This is a genomic window from Sinomonas halotolerans, assembly GCF_039615075.1.
Lineage (GTDB): Bacteria > Actinomycetota > Actinomycetes > Actinomycetales > Micrococcaceae > Sinomonas > Sinomonas halotolerans.
This window is the reverse complement of record NZ_JBDFRB010000006.1, coordinates 154519-176841: the sequence shown is the minus strand read 5'-3', so window position 1 is coordinate 176841 and position 22323 is coordinate 154519. Positions and strand designations below refer to the sequence as shown.

Here is a 22323-nt window from a genome sequence, read left to right as displayed (position 1 = left end):
GGGCGCGTTCCAGCGGTGGGATGGAGTACCAAGCTCCGGAACGCCATTTGTGGGAAGTCTACAACGGCACGCAGTCGGTGGGGCGAATCAGGCCTGGCGGTTCGAGGTGCGTTCCGAGGCCTGCGAAGGGGGCGTGGCGAGGCGTCCTACGACCAGGGCGGTCTGAAGGACGAATGCCTCACGCGGCAGGAGCGGGTCCCAGCCCGTGACATCGCAGACCCTCCGGAGCCGGTACCGCACGGTATTCGCATGCACGAAGAGCTCCCTCGCCGTCGCCTCGAGCGAATGGCCGAGCTCGAAGTATGCGCTGAGGGTCTCGACGAGCCCGTTCGACGCCGCCACCAGCGGACGGTAGATCTTGTGCACGAGAGCGCGCCGCGCCGCGTCGTCGCCCGCCACCACCCGTTCCGGGAGGAGGTCGTCGGCCGCGACCGGCCGCGGGGCGTTCGGCCACGCGCGGGCGGCCGAGAGTCCCGCGAAGGCCGCCTGGGCCGAGGTGCTCGCCTCGGGGAGCGTCGCGGCCTCGGGCCCGAAGACCACGGGTCCCGGTGCGAACAGCTCCGCAAGACGGGCCATGGCGTTCGCCGGGTCGTCGAGCCCCCCGAGGATGAGGATGAGCCGGTCGCCCTGGATCCCCACGAGCGCGTCCTGGGCGAAGCGCCCCGCCATGCGCCGCAGCTCGCCCACGTAGGTGGGGCTCGGCTCGAGGGGCGAGCTGCCGGCCATCACCGTGAAGCGCTCCTGCGCCTTCCAGCCGAGCGCGGCGATCCGCGAGCGGAGGGCATCGGTGTTCTCCCCCCGCAGGATCGCGTCCACGATGAGCGCCTCGAGGCGCGTGTCCCAGGAGCCCCGCGTCTCGGCCGCGCGGGCGTAGACGTCTGCGGCGGCGAACGCGACCTCGCGCGAGTACCGCAGCACGGCCTCGCGCAGGGCCGGCTGGTCTTCCTCGGGCGCGAGGTGCGGCACCTGGTCCTCGACCGTTTCGACCACGATCCGGATCAGTGCGAGCGCCTTCTGGAGGCTGATCGAGCGGGTCAGCTCGGTGGGGGCGTTGCCGAAGACGTCCGAGAGGATCCAGGACGGCAGGGTCGGCCGCTCGTACCAGGTCACGAAGGCGGCGATGCCGTTCTGTGCCACGAGTCCGAGGGCGGACCGCTCGTCCGCCCTCAGGCGCCCGTACCACGGCAGTGCGCGCTCGAGTTCGCGCATTGTGGTGGTGGAGAGCTGCCCGACGTTGGCGCGCAGCTTCTTGATCGTCTCTGCCTTCGCGGGCGAGATCGTCAGCTTGCCGTTCTGCGGGCCGCCTGAGGACTGCTTCAGCTGGGCCATGCGTAGAGCATAGGCGAGCAGCGGCCGGTGGTGAATTTTGTGCGAAGGCTACAACTGCCGGGCGCTGCCTCCGACGGACGGACGACGGCGGCGGCCCGCCCCGTGTGGGGAAGGCCGCCGCCGTCGGTGCCGCGCGGGCTGGGGTCAGGAGTCCCCGCCCGCGTTGCCGGTGGTGCCGGCGTTGACATCCAGGAGCCGGTACTTCTCGAACGCCTCACGCGGGGCGTCGGCGCTGACCTCGCCACGGCGGGCAAGCATCTGCAGGGCCCGCACAACGATGGAGTGCGTGTCGATCTTGAAGTAGCGCCGTGCTGCGGCGCGCGTGTCGGCGAAGCCGAAGTCGTCCGCGCCGAGGGTCGCGAACTCGTTCGGCAGGAACTGGCGGATCTGGTCCGGGACAGACTTCATGTAGTCGCTCACCGCGACGATCGGCCCGGTGGCGCCCGCGAGCTGCTGGGTGATGAACGGCACCCGGGGCTCGGCGCCGGGGTCGAGGAAAGCCTCCTCCTCGGCGGCGAGGCCGTCGCGGCGCAGCTCAGTCCAGGACGTCACGCTCCAGACGTCCGCGGAGACGCCCCACTCCTCGGCGAGGACCTTCTGGGCCTCGAGAGCCCATGGGACGGACACGCCGGAGGCGAGCAGCTGCGTGCGGGGTCCGTCGACCTTCGCCGCTGCGAGGAGGTAGATGCCCTTCAGAAGGCCGTCGACGTCGAGGTCCTCGGGCTCGGCCGGCTGGACGATCGGCTCGTTGTAGACGGTCAGGTAGTACATGACGTTGGGATCGGGGTGCTTGCCGCCGTACATGCGCTCGAGCCCGGCGCGCATGATGTGCCCGATTTCGTAGCCGTAGGCCGGATCGTAGGTGATGACGGCCGGGTTGGTCGAGGCGAGGATCGGAGAGTGGCCGTCGGCGTGCTGGGTGCCCTCGCCGGTCAGGGTCGTCCGTCCCGCGGTCGCGCCGATGATGAAGCCGCGCGCCATCTGGTCCGCGGCAGCCCAGATGCCGTCGCCCGTGCGCTGGAAGCCGAACATCGAGTAGAAGACGTAGATCGGCACGAGCGGCTCGCCGTGCGTCGCGTAGGAGGTGCCCGCGGCCGTGAACGCTGCGATCGAGCCTGCCTCGTTGATGCCGACGTGCACGATCTGGCCCGCCGGGGACTCCTTGTAGGCCAGGACGAGGTCGCGGTCCACCGAGAGGTAGTTCTGTCCCTTGGGGTTGTAGATCTTCGCGGTCGGGAAGAACGCGTCCATGCCGAACGTGCGCGCCTCGTCGGGGATGATCGGGACCACGCGGTGGCCGAACTCCTTGTCCCGCATGAGGTCCTTGAGCAGGCGCACGAAGGCCATGGTCGTCGCGGCCTGCTGCCTGCCGGAGCCGCGCTTGGCGACCTCGTAGGACTTCGCGTCGGGCAGGGCGATCGAGTCGCCGGCACTCCGGCGTTCGGGGAGGAAGCCGCCGAGCGCCTTGCGGCGCTCCATGAGGTAGGCGATCTCAGGGGCGTCCGAGCCGGGGTGGTAGTACGGGGGGCGGTACGGGTCCGCCTCGAGCTGGGCGTCCGTGATCGGGATGCGCAGGTAGTCGCGGAAGTCCTTGAGGTCCTGGAGCGTGAGCTTCTTCATCTGGTGCGTCGCGTTGCGCGCCTCGAAGTGCGGGCCGAGGCCGTAGCCCTTGACCGTCTTGGCCAGGATGACCGTGGGCTTGCCCTTGAACTCGGTGGCGGCCTTGTACGCGGCGTACACCTTCCAGTAGTCGTGGCCGCCGCGCTTGAGGTTCCAGATCTGCTCGTCGCTCAGGTCGGCGACGAGCTCCTTGGTCTCGGGGGTCTTGCCGAAGAAGTGCTCGCGCACGAACCCGCCGGACTCGGCCTTGTACGTCTGGTAGTCGCCGTCCAGCGTCGAGTTCATGATGTCCACGAGGTGGCCCTGGTGGTCGTTGGCGAGCAGCGAGTCCCACTCCCGGCCCCACAGGACCTTGATGACGTTCCAGCCGGCGCCGCGGAAGAAGGCCTCGAGCTCCTGGACGATCTTGCCGTTGCCGCGCACCGGCCCGTCGAGGCGCTGCAGGTTGCAGTTCACCACGAAGGTGAGGTTGTCCAGGTTGTCGTTCGCGGCGAGCTGGAGCAGGCCGCGGCTCTCGGGCTCGTCCATCTCCCCGTCGCCGAGGAACGCCCACACCTGCTGGTCCGCGGTGTCCTTGATGCCGCGGTTGTGCAGGTACTTGTTGGACTGGGCCTGGTAGATCGCGTTCATGGGACCGATGCCCATGGACACCGTGGGGAACTCCCAGAACTCCGGCATCATGCGCGGGTGCGGGTAGGAGGAGAGCGCGTGGCCCTCGCGGGACTTCTCCTGGCGGAAGCCGTCGAGGTCCTCCTCGCTCAGGCGGCCCTCCATGAACGCGCGGGCGTACATGCCGGGGGAGGCGTGGCCCTGGAAGAAGACCTGGTCGCCGCCGCCGGGGTGGTCCTTGCCGCGGAAGAAGTGGTTGAAGCCGACCTCGTAGAGGGTGGCCGCGCCGGCGTAGGTGGAGATGTGGCCGCCGACCCCGATGCCCGGGCGCTGCGCACGGTGCACCATCACGGCAGCGTTCCAGCGCATCCATGCGCGGTAGCGGCGCTCGAACTCCTCATTGCCGGGGAACTCGGGCTCCTGGTCGGCAGGGATCGTGTTCACGTAGTCGGTCGTCGTGACCATCGGGACACCGACGCTCTGCGCACCGGCCCGCTGCAGCAGGCTGCGCATGATGTACTGCGCGCGCTCGGTGCCGCGCTCAGCGACGAGGGAGTCGAACGACTCCACCCACTCCGCCGTCTCCTCGGGGTCGCGGTCCGGCAGCTGATTGGTCAGGCCACTCAGGATGTGCGAGGTCTCTTCTCCTACAGACACGTCCAAACCTCTCTTCATGCCCAGTGGCCGGAGCTGGTTGCAGCCGGATGATGGGCGGTGTTGTCGCTGGGCCCTGTTCGTCCAGGGCTTCTCTTCCGAGCGCTGCGCATGGCAGTCGGGATCCTCCTGACGGCGGGCGGCACTCAGGGCCAACTCTAGCCGCGCGCGAGTGGCGATGCGTAGCTCGGTCCCCGGGGCCCGCATTGTTGCGCCGGCGCCGTGCGGGAGAAGAGAATTCACTCCAGCTGGGCCCTTGCGGCGCTGCGTGCTTGAAGCTGCGGTGCAAACGGTGTTGGCTTGTAGCTACGGCGGACCCGTCCAGCCGGGCACCAGCCCGGCCCCGGCACCGGTCCGGAGCATGCATGCGAACGCACGAGGAGGATGACGTGGGCGAGACCGACACCGCCGCGGAAAGCAATGTGGCGGGTCGACTGGGTCTGTCGGACGGCGACCTGGTCCAAGAGTTCGGCTACGACGAGGACGTGGACTTCGGCCTCCGCGACGCGATCGAGGAAGGCGTCGGAGCCGAACTCCTCGATGAGGACGACCACGAGGTCGTCGACGCGGTCATCGTGTGGTGGCGGGACGGGGACGGGGACCTCGTCGACATGCTCGTCGACGCCCAGACCACCCTGGAGGAGTCCGGCGTCGTGTGGCTCCTGATCCCGAAGCAGGGCCGGGAGGGGCACGTGCGCCCGGTCGAGGTGCAGGAGTCCGCGCCCACCGCGGGACTGCACCCCACATCGTCCGTGGGAGTCTCCAAGGACTGGAGTGCCACCCGCCTCGTCCGGAAGAAGCAGTGACCGCGCGGGCAGGAATCCCCGCCGTCGGAAGCACGGCGCCTGACTTCGAGCTCCCGAACCAGTTCGGCGAGCCGGTGCGGCTCTCGGACTACCGCGGTCGGCCTGTCGTGGTCATCTTCTACCCCTTCGCCTTCTCGCGCATCTGCACGGGCGAGCTCTGCGAGGTCCGCGATCGCTGGGACGTCTTCGCGGACGTCGACGCCGAGGTCCTCGCCGTCTCGGTGGACAGCAAGTTCGCGCTGCGCGCCTACGCGGAAGCCGAGGGATACGGCTTCCAGCTCCTCTCCGACTTCTGGCCGCACGGCGGGGCCGCCCGCTCCTACGGGGTGTTCGACGAGGAGAGCGGCATGGCTCTGCGAGGGACGTTCATCCTGGACGACCAGGGCGTGGTCAGGTACAGCGTCCTCAATCCACGCGGGCGGGCCCGCGAGCTCGAGGAGTACCGCGCCGCACTGGCCGGGATCGCCGCACGCGTCTGAGCGCCGCACCCGTGCGTCCGAGCGCATTGGCCCGTGTCGCGTGGGGTAGAGTGGTGCCCCGTTGCAAGGGTCTTTAGCTCAGCTGGTAGAGCGCCACGCTTACACCGTGGATGTCATCGGTTCGATCCCGGTAGGACCCACAGACCAGCCCGTCGGTGAGACATCTCCCGGCGGGCTGGAGCGCGTCATGGCTGCGGCCCCGGACGGCGGCATGCGCGGCCCGGGCGGTCTCGGCGGCTCGGGAGGCCGCGCGGGGAACGGAATCCGAGGGCATGGAATGAGCCTCCCGCCGCGACCATTGGGGGGTTCGCCGCGACGGGAGGCTCTGAGTCGAATATAGGGTGAACGGGCGGTGGAATCAAATCTCCGCCGGGCCCGGATGGCAACGGGCGGCACGGGTGCGCGAAATTGAGGTGCGCCGAAATACGATGTCAAACAGGACCGTCGTCCTGAACGGTCAACTAGCCTTGAACGCAGCATCCCCCTGACGGAAACGGAGAGTACATGTCTGCACAGATCGGCGTCACCGGCCTTGCGGTGATGGGCGCCAACCTCGCGCGCAACCTTGCCCGCAACGGCTTCACGGTGGCCCTCCACAACCGTTCCGTCGAGAAGACCGACACGCTCCTGGCCAAGCACAGCGATGAGGGCGACTTCATCCGCACCGAGACGCTCCAGGAACTCGTCGACTCGCTCGAGAAGCCGCGCCGCGTGCTGGTCATGGTCAAGGCCGGCAAGCCGGTGGACGCTGTCGTCGACCAGCTCGTGCCCCTCCTCGAGGAGGGCGACATCGTCATCGACGCGGGCAACTCGCACTATGCGGACACGCGCCGCCGCGAGGCCGCCCTCGCCCAGAAGGGCCTCCACTTCGTGGGCGTCGGCGTTTCCGGCGGCGAGGAGGGTGCCCTCAACGGCCCCTCGATCATGCCTGGCGGCTCGAAGGAGTCCTACGAGGCCCTCGGCCCCCTGCTCGAGAAGATCTCGGCCAAGGTCGACGGCGAGCCCTGCTGCGCCTGGGTGGGCACCGACGGCGCTGGCCACTTCGTGAAGATGGTGCACAACGGCATCGAGTACGCCGACATGCAGGTGATCGGCGAGGCCTACGACCTCCTCCGCAGCGCTGCCGGCATCGAGCCGGCCGAGCAGGCCGCGATCTTCGAGGAGTGGAACAGGGGCGAGCTCTCCTCGTTCCTCATCGAGATCACGGCCGAGGTGCTCAAGCACGTCGACGCGAGGACGGGCAAGCCGTTCGTCGACGTCGTCGTCGATGCCGCGGGCCAGAAGGGCACAGGCCGCTGGACGGTCCAGTCTGCCCTCGACCTCGGCTCCCCGGTCTCCGGCATCGCCGAGTCGGTGTTCGCCCGCGGGATCTCGTCCCAGAAGGACCAGCGCGCTATCGCGCAGGAGGCCCTCGCGGGCCACGAGGCCGCGGTCGAGGTCCCCGCGGACTTCGTCGAGGATGTCCGCCAGGCGCTCTACGCCTCGAAGCTCGTCTCCTACGCCCAGGGGCTCGACATGCTCACGAGCGCCGCCAAGGAGTACGGCTGGGACCTGAAGCTCGATGAGATCGCCTCGCTGTGGCGCGCGGGCTGCATCATCCGCGCCGCGCTCCTGAAGGACATCACCGCCGCGTACAAGGGCGAGGACAAGCCTGCGAACCTCCTGTTCGCCCCGGCGTTCGCCGAGTCCGTCGGGGCAGCCGTGCCCGCGTGGCGCCGCGTCGTAGCGACCGCCGTCCAGCTGGGCATTCCCGTGCCGGTGTTCTCGTCCTCGCTCGCCTACTACGACAGCCTGCGCCGCAAGCGCCTCCCGGCTGCCGTGATCCAGGGCCAGCGCGACCTGTTCGGCGCCCACACCTACCAGCGTGTCGACGCCGAGGGCACCTTCCACACGCTCTGGGGCGAGGACCGCTCCGAGATCGCCGCGGTCGACACGCACTGACCCCGTCTACGGCGAAGGGCCCCCACCGACGCGGTGGGGGCCCTTCGCGGCTCCGAGGCCGGCGAACGCAGCGGAGGCGCTCCGGAACCCCCGGGACTGCGGTTCAGATGTAGTAGTACTCGGCGGGGTCGACCGCCGGCTTCGTCTCCTTGGCCGCATCCCTGTGCCGCCAGGTCGCCGGCACGCCCGTGACGATCGAGTTCGGCGGTGCGTCCTTGACCACGACGGCGTTCGCCCCGATCGCGCTCCCGGCGCCGATGGTGATGGGCCCGAGCACCTTGGCGCCCGCGCCGATCGTGACCCCGTCCCCGATCGTGGGGTGGCGCTTGACCCTTGCGAGGGAGCGGCCGCCGAGGGTCACCCCGTGGTACATGAACACATCGTCGCCGATCTCGGCGGTCTCGCCGATGACGACCCCCATGCCGTGGTCGATGAAGAACCGACGCCCGATCGTCGCACCCGGGTGGATCTCGATGCCGGTCAGGAACCGCCCGGCCTGGGAAATGAGGCGCGCCGCGAACTTCAGCTCGGGGCGCTGCCACATCCTGTGGGTGAGGCGGTGGATCCAGATGGCATGCAGCCCCGAGTACGCGAAGAAGTTCTCGACGTGGCCACGGGCTGCGGGATCGTGGGCCGCGGCGGACTGGAGGTCCTCGCGCAGACGCCACAGGGTTCGCTTGATCAGAGACACGGTCTTCTTTCTACCCCAGGTATGGGCCCGTCAGGCGGGTCTAGCCGCGGATGTCGTCGTAGAGGACGGTGGAGATGTAGCGCTCGCCGAAGTCGCACACCACCGCGACGATGAGCTTGCCCCTGTTCTCGGGACGCTTGGCGAGCTCGAGCGCGGCCCAGACGATCGCGCCGGAGGAGATGCCGCCGAGGATGCCCTCCTGGGTGGCGAGCGCGCGCGCGGTGGCCACGGAGTCCTCGAGCGTCGCGTCGAGGACCTCGTCGTAGACGTTCGTGTCGAGGACCTCCGGGACGAAGTTGGCGCCGATGCCCTGGATCTTGTGCGGGCCGGGGGCGCCGCCGTTGAGGATGGGGGAGTCCTTGGGCTCCACCGCAACCACCTGGACACCGGGCTTGCGCTCCTTGAGGACCTGCCCCACACCGGTGATCGTGCCGCCGGTGCCGACGCCGCTGACGAAGATGTCCACCTCGCCGTCGGTGTCCTTCCAGATCTCCTCCGCCGTCGTCGCGCGGTGGATCTCGGGGTTGGCCTGGTTGGCGAACTGCTGGGCCCAGATCGAGTTCTCGGTGTTGGCCACGATCTCCTGGGCCTTCTCGACCGCGCCGCGCATGCCCTCGGAGCCGGGCGTGAGGACGATCTCGGCGCCGAAGGCCCGCAGGAGCACGCGGCGCTCCGTGGACATGGTCTCGGGCATTGTCAGGATGACCTTGTAGCCGCGGGCAGCGCCCACCATGGCCAGGGCGATGCCGGTGTTGCCGGAGGTGCCCTCCACAATCGTGCCGCCGGGCTTGAGGGCGCCCGCCTTCTCGGCAGCCTCGATGATGGCGACGCCGATCCGGTCCTTGACGCTGTTCGCCGGGTTGTAGAACTCGAGCTTCACGGCGACCTGCGCCTCGAGGCCCTCGGCCAGGCGGTTGAGGCGGACGAGCGGCGTGTTGCCGATCAGCTGCGTGACGTCGTCGTAGATGGGTGCCATGGGACCTTGCTTTCCGGGAAAGGGCGGGGGAGGCCGGTGCCGGCCGCGCGTTCAGCCTAGTCAGCGGGCCACGGACGGGCTAGGAGATCAGCCACGCCGAGTAATATTTTCTGGCCTTCGCGAGCTTCGGATTGATGATCACGCTGCAGTAGCCCGCGTCGGGATTCTTCCCGTAGTAGTCCTGGTGGAAGTCCTCGGCAGGGTAGAAGGTGCTCGCCCGCGTCACCTCGGTGACGATCGGCGCGTTCCAGAGGGCCTGGTTCCGCTCGAGCGCCTCCTCGAAGACAGCCTTCTCCTCGTCCGTCACGTAGAACATCGACGAGCGGTACTGCGTGCCCACGTCGTAGCCCTGGCGGTTCGGGGTGGTCGGGTCGTGCATGGCGAAGAAGAGGTCCAGGACAGTCTCCTCCGGGATGACGGACTCGTCGAACGTCACGGCGACGACCTCGGCGTGGCCCGTCATCCCGCTGCACACGCTGTAGTAGTCCGGGTTCGGCACATGCCCTCCGATGTAGCCGGAGACGACTGCGCTCACGCCCCTGGTCCGCTGGTACACCGCGTCGAGGCACCAGAAGCAGCCCCCGCCCAGAATGAAGGTCTTCATGCTGCCTACAATGTCCGGAGCCCGCGGAAGATTCCCGAGAGAGGACCGCTTTTCGTGTCAGAGCAGACCGGCTCCACCCCCCAGCCCGAGCGTGACGTCCCGGGAGGCGCGAGCGCTGCCCGCGAGGAGGGCCCCGAGGGGGTCGCGCACGACGACGGGGCAGCCTCGCGCGCGACCCTCGCCGACGTCCTCGTCGCCGTGGAGGAGCTGTGGCCCGAGTCCCTCGCGGAGGGGTGGGACGCCGTCGGGCTCGTGGCCGGCCGGCCCTCGCAGGAGGTCAGGAGGATCCTCTTCGCCGTGGACCCGGTCCTCGAGGTGATCGAGGAGGCCGTGGCATGGGAGGCGGACCTCCTGATCACCCACCACCCCCTGCTGCTGCGCGGCGTGAACACCGTGGCGGCGAACACCCCCAAGGGCCGCGCCGTGCACCGCCTGATCGAGACGGGGACGGCGCTCCTCACGGTCCACACGAACGGCGACAGTGCCGTGGGCGGGGTCTCCGACGTCCTCGCGGACGCGCTGGGGCTCGAGGACGTCGCGCCGCTGACCAAGGCCGTCAACGGGCTCCCGGAGGAGGGGATCGGGCGCGTGGGCGATCTTCCCGACGTGCTGAGCCTCGGCGACCTCGCGGCGCGCCTCTTCGGCGTCCTGCCCGCAGTGGCAGGGGGCGTGCGCGTCTCCGGGGACCGGGACGGGCTCGTGCGGCGCATCGCCGTGTGCGGCGGGGCGGGGGACAGCCTGCTCGACGCGGTGCGGACGGCCGGCGCCGACGTGTTCGTCACGGCGGACCTCCGGCACCACCCGGCCTCGGAGGCCCGGGAGTCGGCCGCGGACGGCCGCCCGTACCTCGTGGACGTGAGCCACTTCGCGAGCGAGTGGCTCTGGCTGCCCGCGGCCGCCTCGGCGCTCGACAACGTCCTGCGCGACCAGGGCCACGGGATCGACATCCGCGTGTCCGCGGTCAACACCGACCCGTGGGACTTCATCCTGACGCCCAGCGAGGGATAGAGTCGCACCACCCGCCGCCCCGCCGGGCGGACCGGCCGTCTCGGCACCGTCGCGTGCACGCAGGAGGAACCATGCCCAAGGCGCCCGCCGCAGAACAGCTCAAGCTCCTGGGCCTTGCGTCGCTCGACGCGAGGCTCCACTCGCTCGATGTGCGGCGGAAGGACCTCGAGGCGGACCCCCGCGTCCCTGCGGCGCAGCGCGCGTTCCAGGAGGCCTCCGAGGCGGCGGCCCGGGCGGACGACGCCGTCGCGGCGGCCGAGAGAGAGCTTTCAGCGGCCGAGGAGCAGGTCTCCCTGGTCGGGGCGAAGATCGCCCGCGATGAGGAGCGGCTCTACGCAGGCGGCCTGTCGAAGGACCTCGAGGCGCTGCAGAAGGACATCGCCTCGCTCACCGCACGGCGCAGCGACCTCGAGGACGTGGAGCTCGAGGTCCTCGAACGCCTCGACGGCCTGCGGGAGGAGCAGTCCCGGGCGGCAGCCTCGCTCGCACAGGCCGAGTCGGCCCATGCTGCCGTGCGCTCGGAGATCGACACTGCCCTCGCCGGCATCGCCTCCGAGCACGAGACGGCTGCCGCGGAGCGGTCCCAGTACGCGGCCGGCGTCGACAGCGCCCTCGTCGAGGTGTACGAGAGGACCCTCGCCAAGAGAGGAGTGGGCGCCGCCCGCCTCTTCCACGGGATGTCCGAGGGCTCCGGGATGGACCTGAGCCCGGGCGACCTCGCCACGATCCGGTCTGCCGCCGAGGACGAGATCGTCTTCTGCCCCGACTCGGGTTGCATCCTCGTGCGTTCGCCGGAATGGTCCTGAGCGCGCCGCACTGACCGGCGTGCGCCGTCAGCCCTCGAGGATGAGCGCGAGGGAATGCGGCCGGCGGGCAGTTCCCTCGCGCAGCTCGGCGTTCCACTTCTCGCGTGCGACGGCGAGCAGGTCCTCGGGCGTGGCCGGTTCCGCTCCGCGGCGCGTGAGCAGGTGGCGCGCGAACTCGCCCCGGTGGTGCTTGGCGAAATGGCTCACCACGGTGCGCCGCCCGTCGCGCTCGGTGAGGACGTCCACGGTGACTGTCGCAGCCCGCGGCGGCGCGTAGGCCGCGGCATAGGTGCTCGAGCGCGCGTCGACGACGATCTCTCCCGCCGCCCTCTCCGCGAGGGCCTCGGCGAGCCGCGGCTTCCAGAACGCGGCGAGGCGTCCGATCCCGTCGAGGGACACCGACATGGAGAGGCGGTAGGCGGGCACGGCGTCCCCGAAGCCCACGGCGCCCCAGAGGGCGGAGACCACGACGACGGCCTCCTCCGCCCGAGCCCGCTGCGCTGGCGTGAGCGAGCCGTAGCCGAGCGCCTCGTAGAGCACCCCGGAGTAGACCTGGTGCGCGGGCGCCGCCGGTTCCGCGTGGAGACGCCGGTTCCTCTCGACGTCGTGCGCGAGCGACGCGCCGACCCCGAGGGCCGCGAGCGCGTCCGGGCGGCCGCTCACCTCGGCGAGGGCCTCCATCACTTCCTTCCGGGCCACCTCGAGGCAGGGGAAGCTGAGCGAGGCGAGGTCGACGGGCGGGCCCGCGGGCGCGGGCGTCTTGCCCTCGGAGGGCGGGAGGAGGATGAGCACCCGAGCATCCTACCGAGGCGGGGGCTTCCGTCCCGGTCGCGGGGGGCCGGGCCGCGGATGGACGGGACGGTAGACTTGAGGGCACGAGGACAGGTCGACTGGGCGATCGCGGGGCCTCTTCCGCAAGGAAGGGCCGCGAGGAAAGTCCGGGCTCCGCAGGGCAGGATGGTGGGTAACGCCCACTCGGGGAAACCCGCAGGCCAGTGCCACAGAGAACAGACCGCCTCCCGGAACGGTCCCCGACCGGGCCGGGGGGTAAGGGTGAAACGGCGGTGTAAGAGACCACCAGCTCCCCGGGTGACCGGGGAGGCTAGGTAAACCCCATCCGGAGCAAGGCCAGACAGGGCGCGCTACCAGGGCTGCCCGCCCGAGTGCCCGGGTAGGCCGCTTGAGGCCGCCGGCAACGGCGGTCCTAGATGGATGATCGCCTCCCGCGCCGGGGCAACCCGGTGCGGAGACAGAACCCGGCTCACAGGTCGGCCTGTCCTCGTCCCTCGATCGGCGCGACCGGCCCGCCACGGCGTCGCTGCCGCCGATTCGGCTGTGAGTGACTTCACAGCCCTTCCGGGACGGTGCCGCGGCGCCTCCGCGTAGACTGGAGGACGAACGTAGATGTTCTCCTGAGCCGGGCTCTGCGATCGCAGGACCGGCTCTTTCCATGCCCACCCCGGCCGACCGCGCCGGAGGGCAGGCGCACGATGGCGTGCGCGACTGCAGAGAAAGGCACCTGTGTGAGCACGACGGCAGAATCCGCACTCGGCACGTGGATCGGGCGTGAGGCAGCAGCCGAGGAGATGATCCCGATCATCGGCCGGCTGTACCGCGAGAACAATGTGGTGACCTCGGTTCATGGCCGCAGCCTCATCAACCAGTCCGTGGTCGGACTCCTCAAGGCCCACCGCTGGGCCCGCCAGATCGAGCGCGAGGAGCTCGGCCTCGACGAGACGCTCCCCATCCTCAAGGCGCTCGAACCGCTCGAGCTCGGTGCGGCCTCGATCGACATCGCCCGCCTCAACGAGAAGTTCCGTGCCGAGGGCGGTGGCCGTCCGGTCGAGGAGTTCCTGCGCGAGGAGCTCGCGGAGATCGTGGGCAAGCACGGCGCAGACCCGCGTCAGAGCACCGACGTGGTGCTGTACGGCTTCGGCCGCATCGGCCGCCTCGTGGCGCGCATCCTCATCGAGCACGCCGGCGGCGGGCACGGCCTGCGCCTGCGCGCGATCGTGGTGCGGAAGGGCTCGGACAAGGACCTCGTCAAGCGTGCGAGCCTCCTGCGCCGCGACTCCGTGCACGGGGCGTTCGAGGGCACGATCACCGTGGACGAGGAGAACAGCACGATCCTCGCCAACGGCACCCTCATCAAGGTCATCTACTCGGACAGCCCGGCGACCGTCGACTACACGCAGTACGGCATCGACGACGCGATCGTGGTGGACAACACCGGCAGGTGGCGCGACGAGGAGGGCCTGTCCCAGCACCTGCAGAGCAAGGGCGTGGCCCGCGTGCTGCTCACGGCGCCCGGCAAGGGCAGCCTCAAGAACATCGTCCACGGCATCAACCACGACTCGATCGAGTCCGGCGACCGCATCGTGACGGCGGCGTCCTGCACGACCAACGCGATCACCCCGGTCCTCAAGGCGGTCAACGACAGGTACGGCGTCGTGCACGGCCACGTCGAGACGGTGCACTCGTTCACGAACGACCAGAACCTCATCGACAACTTCCACAAGGGAGACCGCCGGGGCCGGGCAGCCGGCCTGAACATGGTCCTGACGGAGACCGGCGCCGCGAAGGCCGTGGCGAAGGCCCTCCCCGAGCTCGCCGGCAAGCTCACGGGCAATGCCATCCGCGTCCCCACCCCGGACGTCTCGATGGCCGTGCTCAACCTCAGCCTCTCCGAGGAGACGACGAAGGACGAGGTCAACGCCTACCTCCGCGAGATGTCGCTGCACTCGGACCTGCGCAAGCAGATCGACTACATCGACTCGCCCGAGGTCGTCTCGACGGACTTCGTCGGCTCCCGCCGTGCGGGCATCGTCGACGGCCTGGCGACGATCTCCACCGGGAAGAACCTGGTCCTCTACGTCTGGTACGACAACGAGTTCGGCTACAGCTGCCAGGTCGTCAGGGTCCTTGAGGAGATGGCCGGCGTGCACGCGCCGTCCTTCCCGGTCCAGGTGAGCGCGGTCGAGCACGGTCTCGCCGTCGCCCACTGAGGCGCGGACGCCGCCGGCCGCGGGTGCTGACGGCGGCCGGCGCGGGCGATCCGGCGGCACCCCTGGATTCCGCGGCACCTCTGGATTCGAGTCCGCCGGCGGTGCAAGATGCACGTATGGAAGCTACGGAGCATGAGAGCACTCTCGAGCACGCGCTGGATGTCGCCCGCGCCAACGCCAAGCAGGCCAGGCTGCTCGTGGACCACGCCAGGGCGGGACTGGCCTCGGGGAGCGTACCCCCTGAGCGTGTCGCGCAGCTGGAGGAACTCCAGCGGGTGGCGGACGAGGACCTCCAGCGCGTGATCCGCGAGCAGTAGCCGACGCTGGCAGAGCGCGGCAGTACGACGACGAAGGGCGCCGCACTCGTGTGCGGCGCCCTTCGCGGTGCACCCAACAGCCGTGTCAGTGCCCGTGTGTGTGGACGTGCTCGTCGTCGTGGCCGTGGTCTCCGTCGCCGTGGCCGAACGGATCCGGGTCGATGCCCGGCATCCAGGTCAGGCCCGGAACGCCCCAGCCATGCCTGCGGGCGGCGCGGCGGGCCTTCTTCGCGTACCGGTCGATGAGCCGGTCCACGTAGAGCCTTCCGTCGAGATGGTCGTACTCGTGCTGCATGACCCGGGCGAACCACCCGGTCGCGGTGAACTCGAGGGGCTGGCCGTCGCCGTCGAAGCCTTCGACCTTGACCCACTCGGCGCGCTGCAGGGGATAGCCCTCGCCGGGGAAGGAGAGGCACCCCTCCTCGTGCTCGTGGGGGTCGGGTGCCGAGCCGGACACCTTCGAGAGCGTCAGGCGCGGGTTCACCACGACGCCCCGGGGAGGGACGCCGTCGTCGTTCGCGAAGCTGTACACGAAGACGCGCAGGCCGACGCCGATCTGCGGCGCCGCGAGCCCTACCCCGTGCGCGGCGTCCGATGTCTCGTGCATGTCCGTGATGAGCTCGCGCAGGGCATCGTCGAAGACGGTGACTTCCTCGGCCCGGCGGTGGAGGACGGGCTCACCCCAGATGGTGATGGGACGGACGGCCACGGAACAGCTCCTGTTCTGCCTCGGCATCGGGGATGCGAAGAGGCCGCACGGAGTCACTCCGTGCGGCCTCTGGGCGGTCGGCCGGACCGACCACTCTCAGGGTGAGTAACGGGGCTTGAACCCGCGACCTTCTGGACCACAACCAGACGCTCTGCCAACTGAGCTATACCCACCGCGGAACTCCCGCGCGAATGGACCCCATGAGTTCCCTCAAGGGCCCCTGCGGAAGCAACGACAACAAGCATACCTGCTCTTCACAGGTGCTGATGACCAAAACGGCCCCTGCGCGGCAATTTTTCGCCGCGGGACCGCCGGGACCCGCCCGGGCGAACACCCGAGGAGGCGGCACGGCGCCCGCCGGGCCTGTCAGGCAGGGGAGTCTGAAGCCCTCAGCCCTGCGTCGGCGTCGTCCGCCTCGGTGATCTGGCGGGCGATGGCCTGCGCAGCCGCAGAGTCGGGGCCGGGGGCCGGAACGAACACGGCTGCGCGGTAGTAGCGCAGTTCGTCGATCGAGTCCCGGATGTCACCGAGCGCCCGGTGGCCCCCGGTCTTGGCGGGGGCCTGGAAGTACGCGCGGGGGTACCAGCGCCGTGCGAGCTCCTTGATCGTGGAGACGTCGATCACCCGGTAGTGGAGGTGGTCGACCACCTCGGGCATGTCCCGGGCCAGGAAGAGCCGGTCCGTCCCCACCGAGTTCCCGCCGAGCTGGGCCTTGTTCGGCTCCGGGACCCACGTGCGGATGTAGCCCATGACCTCGCGCTGGGCCTCCTCCAGGCTGACCCCTTCGGGAAGGGCATCGAGCAGCTTCGAGGCGGTGTGCATCTCCCGCACGAAGTCGCTCATTCCGGCGAGTGCCTCGTCCGAGGGCCGGATCACGATGTCCACCCCCTCTCCGAGCACGTTCAGCTCCGAGTCGGTCACGAGCACGGCGACCTCGATGAGGGCGTCCGCCACGGGGTCGAGACCAGTCATCTCACAGTCGATCCACACGATGCGTTCATTGGTGATGGGCACGGGCCCAGACTACGTCACAGCCCCTGCGGGCGCCCCGGCCCGCCGGGCGCCGGTGCTAGGATGGGGCCCACCGCCGCGCCCCTGACGTGCCTGACGTGGGGCCTGCCCGGGCGGGCCAGCAAGACGAATGGACGCGCCGATGACTCTGCCCTCGCACCCCGTCAGACGCACCCGCGTCGAGAACGGGGGCCAGGCTGTCGAGGACCCGCGATGGCCGCTGCTCGCCGGCTTCGCAGGCTCGGTGGCGATGCTCATCGGATCCTTCGGTGTCGGATGGCTCGCGCCGGCGTCAGAGCTGCGCCGCTACCCGTTCTTCATCTGGATGCGCACCGAAGTCATCGGGGTGGTGCTCAGCATCATCCTCCTGGCCGTCGGCGGGATGCTCCTCGTGCGCTCATGGCTGCGGCTCGGCCAGAAGGTCCGCGAGTGGGGGCCGGAGGCCCGTGCGGCAACGCTCAAGGCCCTCGCCCTCTGGGGCGGCCCGATGCTGTTCGCGGTCCCCCTCTTCAGCCGGGACGTCTACTCGTACATCGGGCAGGGCCGGCTCATGCTCGAGGGCTTCAACCCGTACGAGGACGGCATCTCGACGCTCTCGAACTACTACCAGCTCGGCGCGGACCGGATGTGGAGCGAGGCTCCCACCCCGTACGGTCAGTTCTACCTGTGGATCGAGCAGTTCGTGGTGTGGGCCACCGGGGTCCATCCTGAGGCCAGCGTGTTCCTCTTCCGGCTCGTGTGCGTGGCGGGCGTGGGCCTCGTGGTCGTCTACGTGCCCAGGCTCGCCGCGCTGCACGGCGTGGACCCGCACCGGGCGCTGTGGCTCACCGTGGCGAACCCGCTCTTCCTGACCAACTTCATCGCTGCGGTCCACAACGACGCACTCATGGTGGGACTCGCCGTGGCAGGCGTCTACTACGTGGCCGCCCGCCGGCCGCTTCTGGGGATCGTCCTCGTGACGCTGTCGGTGTCGGTCAAGCCGATCACGGCGCTCCTGCTCCCCTTCGTCGCCCTGATGTGGGCGGGCAGGCGCGCGGGCTGGCCGCGGAAGGCAGGCTACCTTGCCCTCACGGCGGCGCTCTCACTCGGCCTCCTGTATGTCCTCAGCCTCCCCAATGGGTTCGGCTTCGGCTGGATCAACGGCCTGGCCGCCCCCGGGAGCGTCTGGATCTGGTACGCCCCCGTGGGGATGCTCGGGATGATGGCCTCCTCCATCGGCGCAGCCATGGGCCTGGGGTGGCTCGAGCTGGACCGGGCCGTGTTCGCGATCGGGAGGGTGGCCTCGCTCGCGATCGTCGCGTGGCTCGCCCTGCGGGGCAGCCATGACCGTCTCGTGCGCCGCATGACCCTGGCGTTCGCCGCGGTCGTCCTCCTCGCGCCCATGATCCAGGCCTGGTACATCGTCTGGCTGATCCCGTTCTTCGCCGTGACGGGCATCCGCAACGACTGGCAGGTCAAGAGCCTCTACTTTGTCGTCTCCTTCTTCATGGTCTACGGGATCTCGGACCAGCTCGACGTGTTCCCGTACCTCCAGGAGGGGGACAATCAGCTTGCCCTGGCGCTCGCCAGGAACGCGGCGGCGCTCATCGCCCTCCTGTTCGGGCTCTACCTGATCTTCATCGACCCCAAGACGCGCAGGCTGTTCCGCCCGGGAGCGCGGAGCCTCCTGGCCCGGCGCTGAGCGGCCCGCAGGGGCAGGGTCGGGGCGCTGTCCAACAGACGTCCCAGCGCCCGCTGGCCTCGCCGGGCGTGCAGCCGGGCCGGGGGTCCGTGGGCCCTCGCGAGCCGGCCGCGGTGTGCCGTAGGGTGGTCGCGCCGACCATCCGCCGAAAGGTGAGCACGTGGAGGAATCTGACGCGATCCGCCCCAGCCCTTCCGGTGCCCTCCCGCCCCGGGCGCACCTCGAGTCGGACGCCGTAGCCCTCCCGCTCGACGGCGAGTGGTCCTTCCGCTGCTCGCCCACCGCCGGGGGCACCCCGGGCTTCGAATTGGCGGCGTTCGATGACGGCGGCTGGGACCGCGTGCAGGTGCCGCACTGCTGGCAGCTCGAGGGGGTCCCCGGAAGACCGCGATATGGGAGCCCGGCGTACACGAACATCGCGTACCCGTTCCCGGTCGACCCTCCGGAAGTGCCCGACGAGAACCCGACAGGGGAGTACCGCCGGGCCTTCGATCCGCCCGAGGCCCCTCCCGGCGGCCGGTGGATCGTGCGGTTCGAGGGCGTCGACTCGGCCTTCGAGGCCTGGCTCAACGGGAAGCGCCTCGGTGCTGCACAGGGCTCCCGCCTCACCCACGAGTTCGACGCGACGGAGCATCTCGAGCCCGGCCGCCGCAATGTCCTTGCAGTGCGCGTGCACCAGTTCTCCGCGGGCTCGTACCTCGAGGACCAGGACATGTGGTGGGTCTCCGGGATCTTCCGGCGGGTCGCCCTCCTGCACCGGCCCGAGGGCGGGATCGACGACGTGTTCGTCCACGCCGGCTACGACCCCGCCACGCGCGCGGGCCGCCTGCGTGTCGAAGCGCCGGCCGGCGCCGTCGTGCGCGTGCCCGAGCTGGGACTCGAGCTGCCCGCAGGCACTGCCGCCGACGTGCCCCGTGCCGAGCCCTGGAGCGCGGAGGAGCCCCGGCTGTACCGCGCAACCGTGTCCACGGCGGCTGAGACCGTGGAGCTAGCCATCGGCTTCCGCACGGTGTCTATCTCCGACGCCGTCCTCATTGCCAACGGCGCCCCCCTCGCCCTGCGCGGCGTGAACCGGCACGAGTGGCACGCCCGCACGGGCCGAGCCCTCGACGAGGCGACGATGCGTGCCGACGTGGAGCTCATGAAGCGGAGCAACGTCAACGCCGTCCGCACGAGCCACTATCCGCCCGACCCCCGTTTCCTCGCACTGTGCGACGAGTACGGGCTCTGGGTCCTGGACGAGTGCGACCTCGAGACCCACGGGTTCGAGCTGCTCGGCTGGCGCCGCAATCCCGCCGACGATCCCTCCTGGCGGGACGCGCTCGTGGACCGCATGCAGCGCATGGTCGAGCGGGACAAGAACCATCCCTGCGTCATCGGCTGGTCCCTCGGAAACGAGTCGGGCCGGGGCAGGAACCTCGGCGCGATGGCGGAATGGGCCCGCAGCCGGGATCCGGACCGCTTCCTCCACTACGAGGGCGACCAGGACTGCGGCGACGTGGACGTCTACTCCCGCATGTACGCCGACCACGCGGAGACCGAGCTGATCGGACGCGGTGAGGAGCCGTCCGCGTCCCCCGGAGCCGACGCCCGCCGGCGAGGCATGCCGTTCATCCTGTGCGAATACGCCCATGCGATGGGCAATGGCCCCGGAGGGCTCACTGAGTACGTGGAGCTCTTCGAGCGCTATCCGCGGCTCGCCGGGGGCTTCGTGTGGGAGTGGATGGACCAGTGCATCGCCCAGACAGCCCAGGACGGCCCCCACCGGGGCACCGAGTACCCCGCCTACGGCGGCGACTTCGGCGAGGAGCTCCACGACGCGAACTTCATCGCTGACGGGCTCCTGTTCGCCGACCGCGCGCCCTCGCCCGCCCTCGCCGAGCTCGCCGCAGCGTACGCGCCACTCGCCCTGCGCGTGGGCGGGGACGGGATCACAGTCGAGTCCCGGTACCGGCACACGACGACAGGCCACCTCGGCTTCGCGTGGCGCTGCGAGGACGACGGTGTGCCCGTCGCCGACGGCGCGCTCGAGGTCCCGCCGCTGGACGCGGGCGCCTGCGTGCGGGTGCCGCTCCCCGCAGCGGTGACGGAGCTCGATCCCCCAGCCGTCGGCGTCGAGCGCTGGCTCACGGTGAGCGCACGGCTCGCCGGGGCCGAGCGCTGGGCCCCGGCAGGGCACGAGGTCGCGTGGGGGCAGGCGCAGCTCCCCGGCCGGGCGGCCCCAGCCCGTCGTCGTCCCTCGAGGCCCGCAGGCACGGCGCCCGCCCTCGCACGGTCGGGCGGCGGCTGGGACCTGGGCCAGGCCCGCTTCGACGCGCGAGGCCGGCTCGAGCGCCTGGGGCCCCTGGACGTCGTCGGCCCTGTCCTGGACCTGTGGCGCGCGCCCACAGACAACGATGAGCTCGCGCAGCCCGACCCTCCCGCGGCGACCTGGCGGCGGCTCGGGCTCGACCGCCTCCGGCACCGGACCATCGCGGTGGTCCCAGAGCAGGGAGCGCTGAGCGTCGTGTCCCACGTGATGCCGGCGGGGACGGACGTCGGCTTCGAGATGGAGTACCGATGGCGCGCTGACGACGGCGGCGTGTGCCTCGACGCCGTCGGCTCGCCTCTGGGGACCTGGGCCGTGCCCCTTCCCCGGTGGGGCCTGCGGATGGCGGTGCCCGCAGGGCTCGGAGACGTCACGTGGTTCGGGCTTGGACCGGGGGAGGCCTATCCGGACAGCGCGTCGGCGCAGCGGGTCGGGCGATTTAGCGCCTCGGTGGAGGAGTTCCAGACCCCGTACGCGCGGCCGCAGGAGAACGGAGCACGGCGTGGCGTGCGCAGCGCGGCCCTCGAGGGCGGAGGGCGCCGGCTCACCGTGGAGGGCGGGCCGTTCGTGCTCACCGCCCGTCCGTGGACGACCGAGGCGCTCGAAGCCGCGGCCCACACGACTGACCTCGTCCCGGACCCTGAGTGGGTGTGGCTCAACCTCGATGCCGAGCACCACGGCCTCGGGTCAGCCGCCTGCGGCCCGCCCGAGCTCCCGGAATACCGGCTCGAGGCCCGCCGGTTCATGCTCTCGCTGCGGTTCGAGGCCCTGGGCCGCTGACGCACGCCGGGATCGATGCCCAGGCAAGGACACCCCCGGTCCGAAGACCGGGGGTGTCAGCGATGTCTCGCCACATCCGCAAAGGATGTCCCGCTGCATCACAGCGCGCCCCAGGAGGGAATCGAACCCCCGACCGTCGGATTAGAAGGCCGCTGCTCTATCCTCTGAGCTACTGGGGCAAGGCGCGCGACAAGTCTATCGCCGTCCGGAGTCCCGCCTGTACGCGGGCCCATTGGTCCTCCACAGCGCCGGATTGGGCGAGTCGTCCACATACGGGTCCGGGGGTCTCGCCGTCCTCCCGGCGGGCCGCGAGGGTGGGACCACGGCTCCCGAGCGGGGGAGCACTGACGACGGGAGTCGAGTGGCATGAGCGATGAGATTGCACTCCGCGGGTGGGTCGGGACGGATCCGGTCTTCGGGACGGGGTCCAACGGGTCGATGTACGCACGGTTCAGGCTTGCGGTGGGGGAGCGGTGGTTCGACCGCGAGGCGAAGGCGTGGGGCGACCGGCACACGAGCTGGTTCACGGTAGTGTGCTTCGGGTCCTTCGCCCAGAACGCCGCCATGAGCATCAACAAGGGATCACCGGTCGTGGTCATGGGCCGGCTGCGGACCAAGAGCTATCAGCGCGCGAACGGGGCCGAGGGCTGGACCGCCGAGATCGTGGCATCCTCGCTCGGGCTGGACCTCGCCCACGGCGTGTCCATGTGGACCAAGCGCCGCGACGAGATGCCGGCCGGGTCCTCGGCCCGCCTGCGAACGGTCGAGGGCGTGGGCGCCGTGGACCCGGTCACAGGAGAGGTGGGGCCCGGCGGGATGGACCCGTTCGAGGACCTCCCGCCGCTCGAGGACGAGGACTTCGAGGGCCGGAGTCCCTTGGACGGGCACGCGGGACAGGCCGACGACCGGGCCGAGGGACGGCAGGACGAGGGCACGGCAGGCCGTGGACCGGCAGACCGCCTGCTCTCCGCGTGACAGACCGCCGCGGG

At 70.4% G+C, this 22323-nt stretch carries 18 protein-coding genes, 3 tRNA genes and 1 other RNA gene; 12 read left to right on the top strand and 10 right to left on the bottom strand.

Annotation, left to right across the window (positions count from 1 at the left end; all coding sequences use genetic code 11):
• Nucleotides 1-87: 87 nt before the first annotated feature.
• Nucleotides 88-1329, bottom strand: coding sequence for a PucR family transcriptional regulator (locus ABCQ75_RS09270; RefSeq protein ID WP_345884929.1), 1242 nt, complete (start codon nt 1327-1329; stop codon nt 88-90).
• A gap of 144 nt (nt 1330-1473) precedes the next feature.
• A complete protein-coding gene (aceE, locus tag ABCQ75_RS09265) occupies nt 1474-4215 on the bottom strand; it encodes a pyruvate dehydrogenase (acetyl-transferring), homodimeric type (protein WP_345884927.1) in 2742 nt (913 codons plus the stop codon).
• Nucleotides 4216-4601: 386 nt separating this feature from the next.
• Here aceE and ABCQ75_RS09260 point away from each other — a divergent pair, with 386 nt between their 5' ends.
• From ABCQ75_RS09260 to gndA, 4 genes are all read left to right on the top strand, one after another.
• Nucleotides 4602-5018, top strand: coding sequence for a DUF3052 domain-containing protein (locus ABCQ75_RS09260; RefSeq protein ID WP_345884925.1), 417 nt, complete (start codon nt 4602-4604; stop codon nt 5016-5018).
• A complete protein-coding gene (locus tag ABCQ75_RS09255; RefSeq protein WP_345884923.1) occupies nt 5015-5497 on the top strand; it encodes a peroxiredoxin in 483 nt (160 codons plus the stop codon). Before ABCQ75_RS09260 ends, ABCQ75_RS09255 begins: the two co-directional genes overlap by 4 nt.
• Before the next feature lie 67 nt (nt 5498-5564).
• Nucleotides 5565-5637 (top strand) — tRNA-Val (locus tag ABCQ75_RS09250).
• A gap of 364 nt (nt 5638-6001) precedes the next feature.
• A complete protein-coding gene (gene gndA, locus ABCQ75_RS09245) occupies nt 6002-7438 on the top strand; it encodes an NADP-dependent phosphogluconate dehydrogenase (protein ID WP_345884922.1) in 1437 nt (478 codons plus the stop codon).
• A 103-nt stretch (nt 7439-7541) separates the two neighbouring features.
• Here the strand turns inward: gndA and epsC are convergent, their stop codons facing one another.
• The 3 genes from epsC to msrA all read right to left on the bottom strand — a co-directional run bounded on the left by epsC (nt 7542) and on the right by msrA (nt 9709).
• Complete coding sequence (gene epsC, locus ABCQ75_RS09240; protein WP_345885033.1) at nt 7542-8120, bottom strand: serine O-acetyltransferase EpsC; 579 nt, start codon at nt 8118-8120, stop codon at nt 7542-7544.
• A 49-nt stretch (nt 8121-8169) separates the two neighbouring features.
• Nucleotides 8170-9105 (bottom strand): cysteine synthase A, encoded by a 936-nt coding sequence (gene cysK, locus ABCQ75_RS09235; RefSeq protein WP_345884921.1) that lies wholly within the window; start codon nt 9103-9105, stop codon nt 8170-8172.
• A 79-nt stretch (nt 9106-9184) separates the two neighbouring features.
• Nucleotides 9185-9709 (bottom strand): peptide-methionine (S)-S-oxide reductase MsrA, encoded by a 525-nt coding sequence (gene msrA / locus ABCQ75_RS09230; protein WP_345884919.1) that lies wholly within the window; start codon nt 9707-9709, stop codon nt 9185-9187.
• 54 nt (nt 9710-9763) lie between these two features.
• Here msrA and ABCQ75_RS09225 point away from each other — a divergent pair, with 54 nt between their 5' ends.
• Together ABCQ75_RS09225 and ABCQ75_RS09220 are read left to right on the top strand one after the other, a co-directional pair.
• Nucleotides 9764-10717, top strand: coding sequence for a Nif3-like dinuclear metal center hexameric protein (locus tag ABCQ75_RS09225; RefSeq protein WP_345884918.1), 954 nt, complete (start codon nt 9764-9766; stop codon nt 10715-10717).
• Nucleotides 10718-10788: 71 nt separating this feature from the next.
• Nucleotides 10789-11523 carry a zinc ribbon domain-containing protein gene (locus ABCQ75_RS09220; protein WP_345884917.1) on the top strand — a complete coding sequence of 245 codons (735 nt, stop codon included), beginning with the start codon at nt 10789-10791 and terminating at the stop codon, nt 11521-11523.
• Nucleotides 11524-11550: 27 nt separating this feature from the next.
• Here ABCQ75_RS09220 and ABCQ75_RS09215 read toward each other — a convergent pair whose 3' ends face one another.
• The gene (locus tag ABCQ75_RS09215) at nt 11551-12315 is read right to left on the bottom strand and encodes a YaaA family protein (RefSeq protein ID WP_345884916.1); all 765 of its coding nucleotides are present in this window, start codon (nt 12313-12315) and stop codon (nt 11551-11553) included.
• Nucleotides 12316-12405: 90 nt separating this feature from the next.
• Here ABCQ75_RS09215 and rnpB point away from each other — a divergent pair.
• From rnpB to ABCQ75_RS09200, 3 genes are all read left to right on the top strand, one after another.
• Nucleotides 12406-12803, top strand: an RNA gene (gene rnpB / locus ABCQ75_RS09210) — RNase P RNA component class A.
• A gap of 243 nt (nt 12804-13046) precedes the next feature.
• Nucleotides 13047-14528, top strand: a complete 1482-nt coding sequence (locus ABCQ75_RS09205) for a glyceraldehyde-3-phosphate dehydrogenase (protein WP_345884914.1) — start codon at nt 13047-13049, stop codon at nt 14526-14528.
• A 116-nt stretch (nt 14529-14644) separates the two neighbouring features.
• A complete protein-coding gene (locus ABCQ75_RS09200) occupies nt 14645-14845 on the top strand; it encodes a hypothetical protein (RefSeq protein ID WP_345884913.1) in 201 nt (66 codons plus the stop codon).
• Between the two features lie 85 nt (nt 14846-14930).
• Here ABCQ75_RS09200 and def read toward each other — a convergent pair whose 3' ends face one another.
• From def to orn, 3 genes are all read right to left on the bottom strand, one after another.
• Nucleotides 14931-15554 (bottom strand): peptide deformylase, encoded by a 624-nt coding sequence (def, locus tag ABCQ75_RS09195; RefSeq protein ID WP_345884911.1) that lies wholly within the window; start codon nt 15552-15554, stop codon nt 14931-14933.
• Between the two features lie 100 nt (nt 15555-15654).
• A tRNA-His gene (locus tag ABCQ75_RS09190) sits at nt 15655-15727 on the bottom strand.
• A gap of 193 nt (nt 15728-15920) precedes the next feature.
• Complete coding sequence (gene orn, locus ABCQ75_RS09185) at nt 15921-16568, bottom strand: oligoribonuclease (protein ID WP_345884909.1); 648 nt, start codon at nt 16566-16568, stop codon at nt 15921-15923.
• 139 nt (nt 16569-16707) lie between these two features.
• Between orn and mptB the strand changes: the two genes are divergently transcribed.
• Nucleotides 16708-18246 (top strand): polyprenol phosphomannose-dependent alpha 1,6 mannosyltransferase MptB, encoded by a 1539-nt coding sequence (gene mptB, locus ABCQ75_RS09180; protein WP_345884908.1) that lies wholly within the window; start codon nt 16708-16710, stop codon nt 18244-18246.
• A gap of 160 nt (nt 18247-18406) precedes the next feature.
• A complete protein-coding gene (locus tag ABCQ75_RS09175) occupies nt 18407-21334 on the top strand; it encodes a glycoside hydrolase family 2 TIM barrel-domain containing protein (protein WP_345884905.1) in 2928 nt (975 codons plus the stop codon).
• Between the two features lie 106 nt (nt 21335-21440).
• Here the strand turns inward: ABCQ75_RS09175 and ABCQ75_RS09170 are convergent.
• Nucleotides 21441-21513: transfer RNA gene (locus ABCQ75_RS09170), tRNA-Arg, on the bottom strand.
• A 187-nt stretch (nt 21514-21700) separates the two neighbouring features.
• On the opposite strand from ABCQ75_RS09170, the gene ABCQ75_RS09165 reads away from it, so the two are divergent.
• The gene (locus tag ABCQ75_RS09165) at nt 21701-22309 is read left to right on the top strand and encodes a single-stranded DNA-binding protein (protein WP_345884903.1); all 609 of its coding nucleotides are present in this window, start codon (nt 21701-21703) and stop codon (nt 22307-22309) included.
• Nucleotides 22310-22323: the final 14 nt, after the last annotated feature.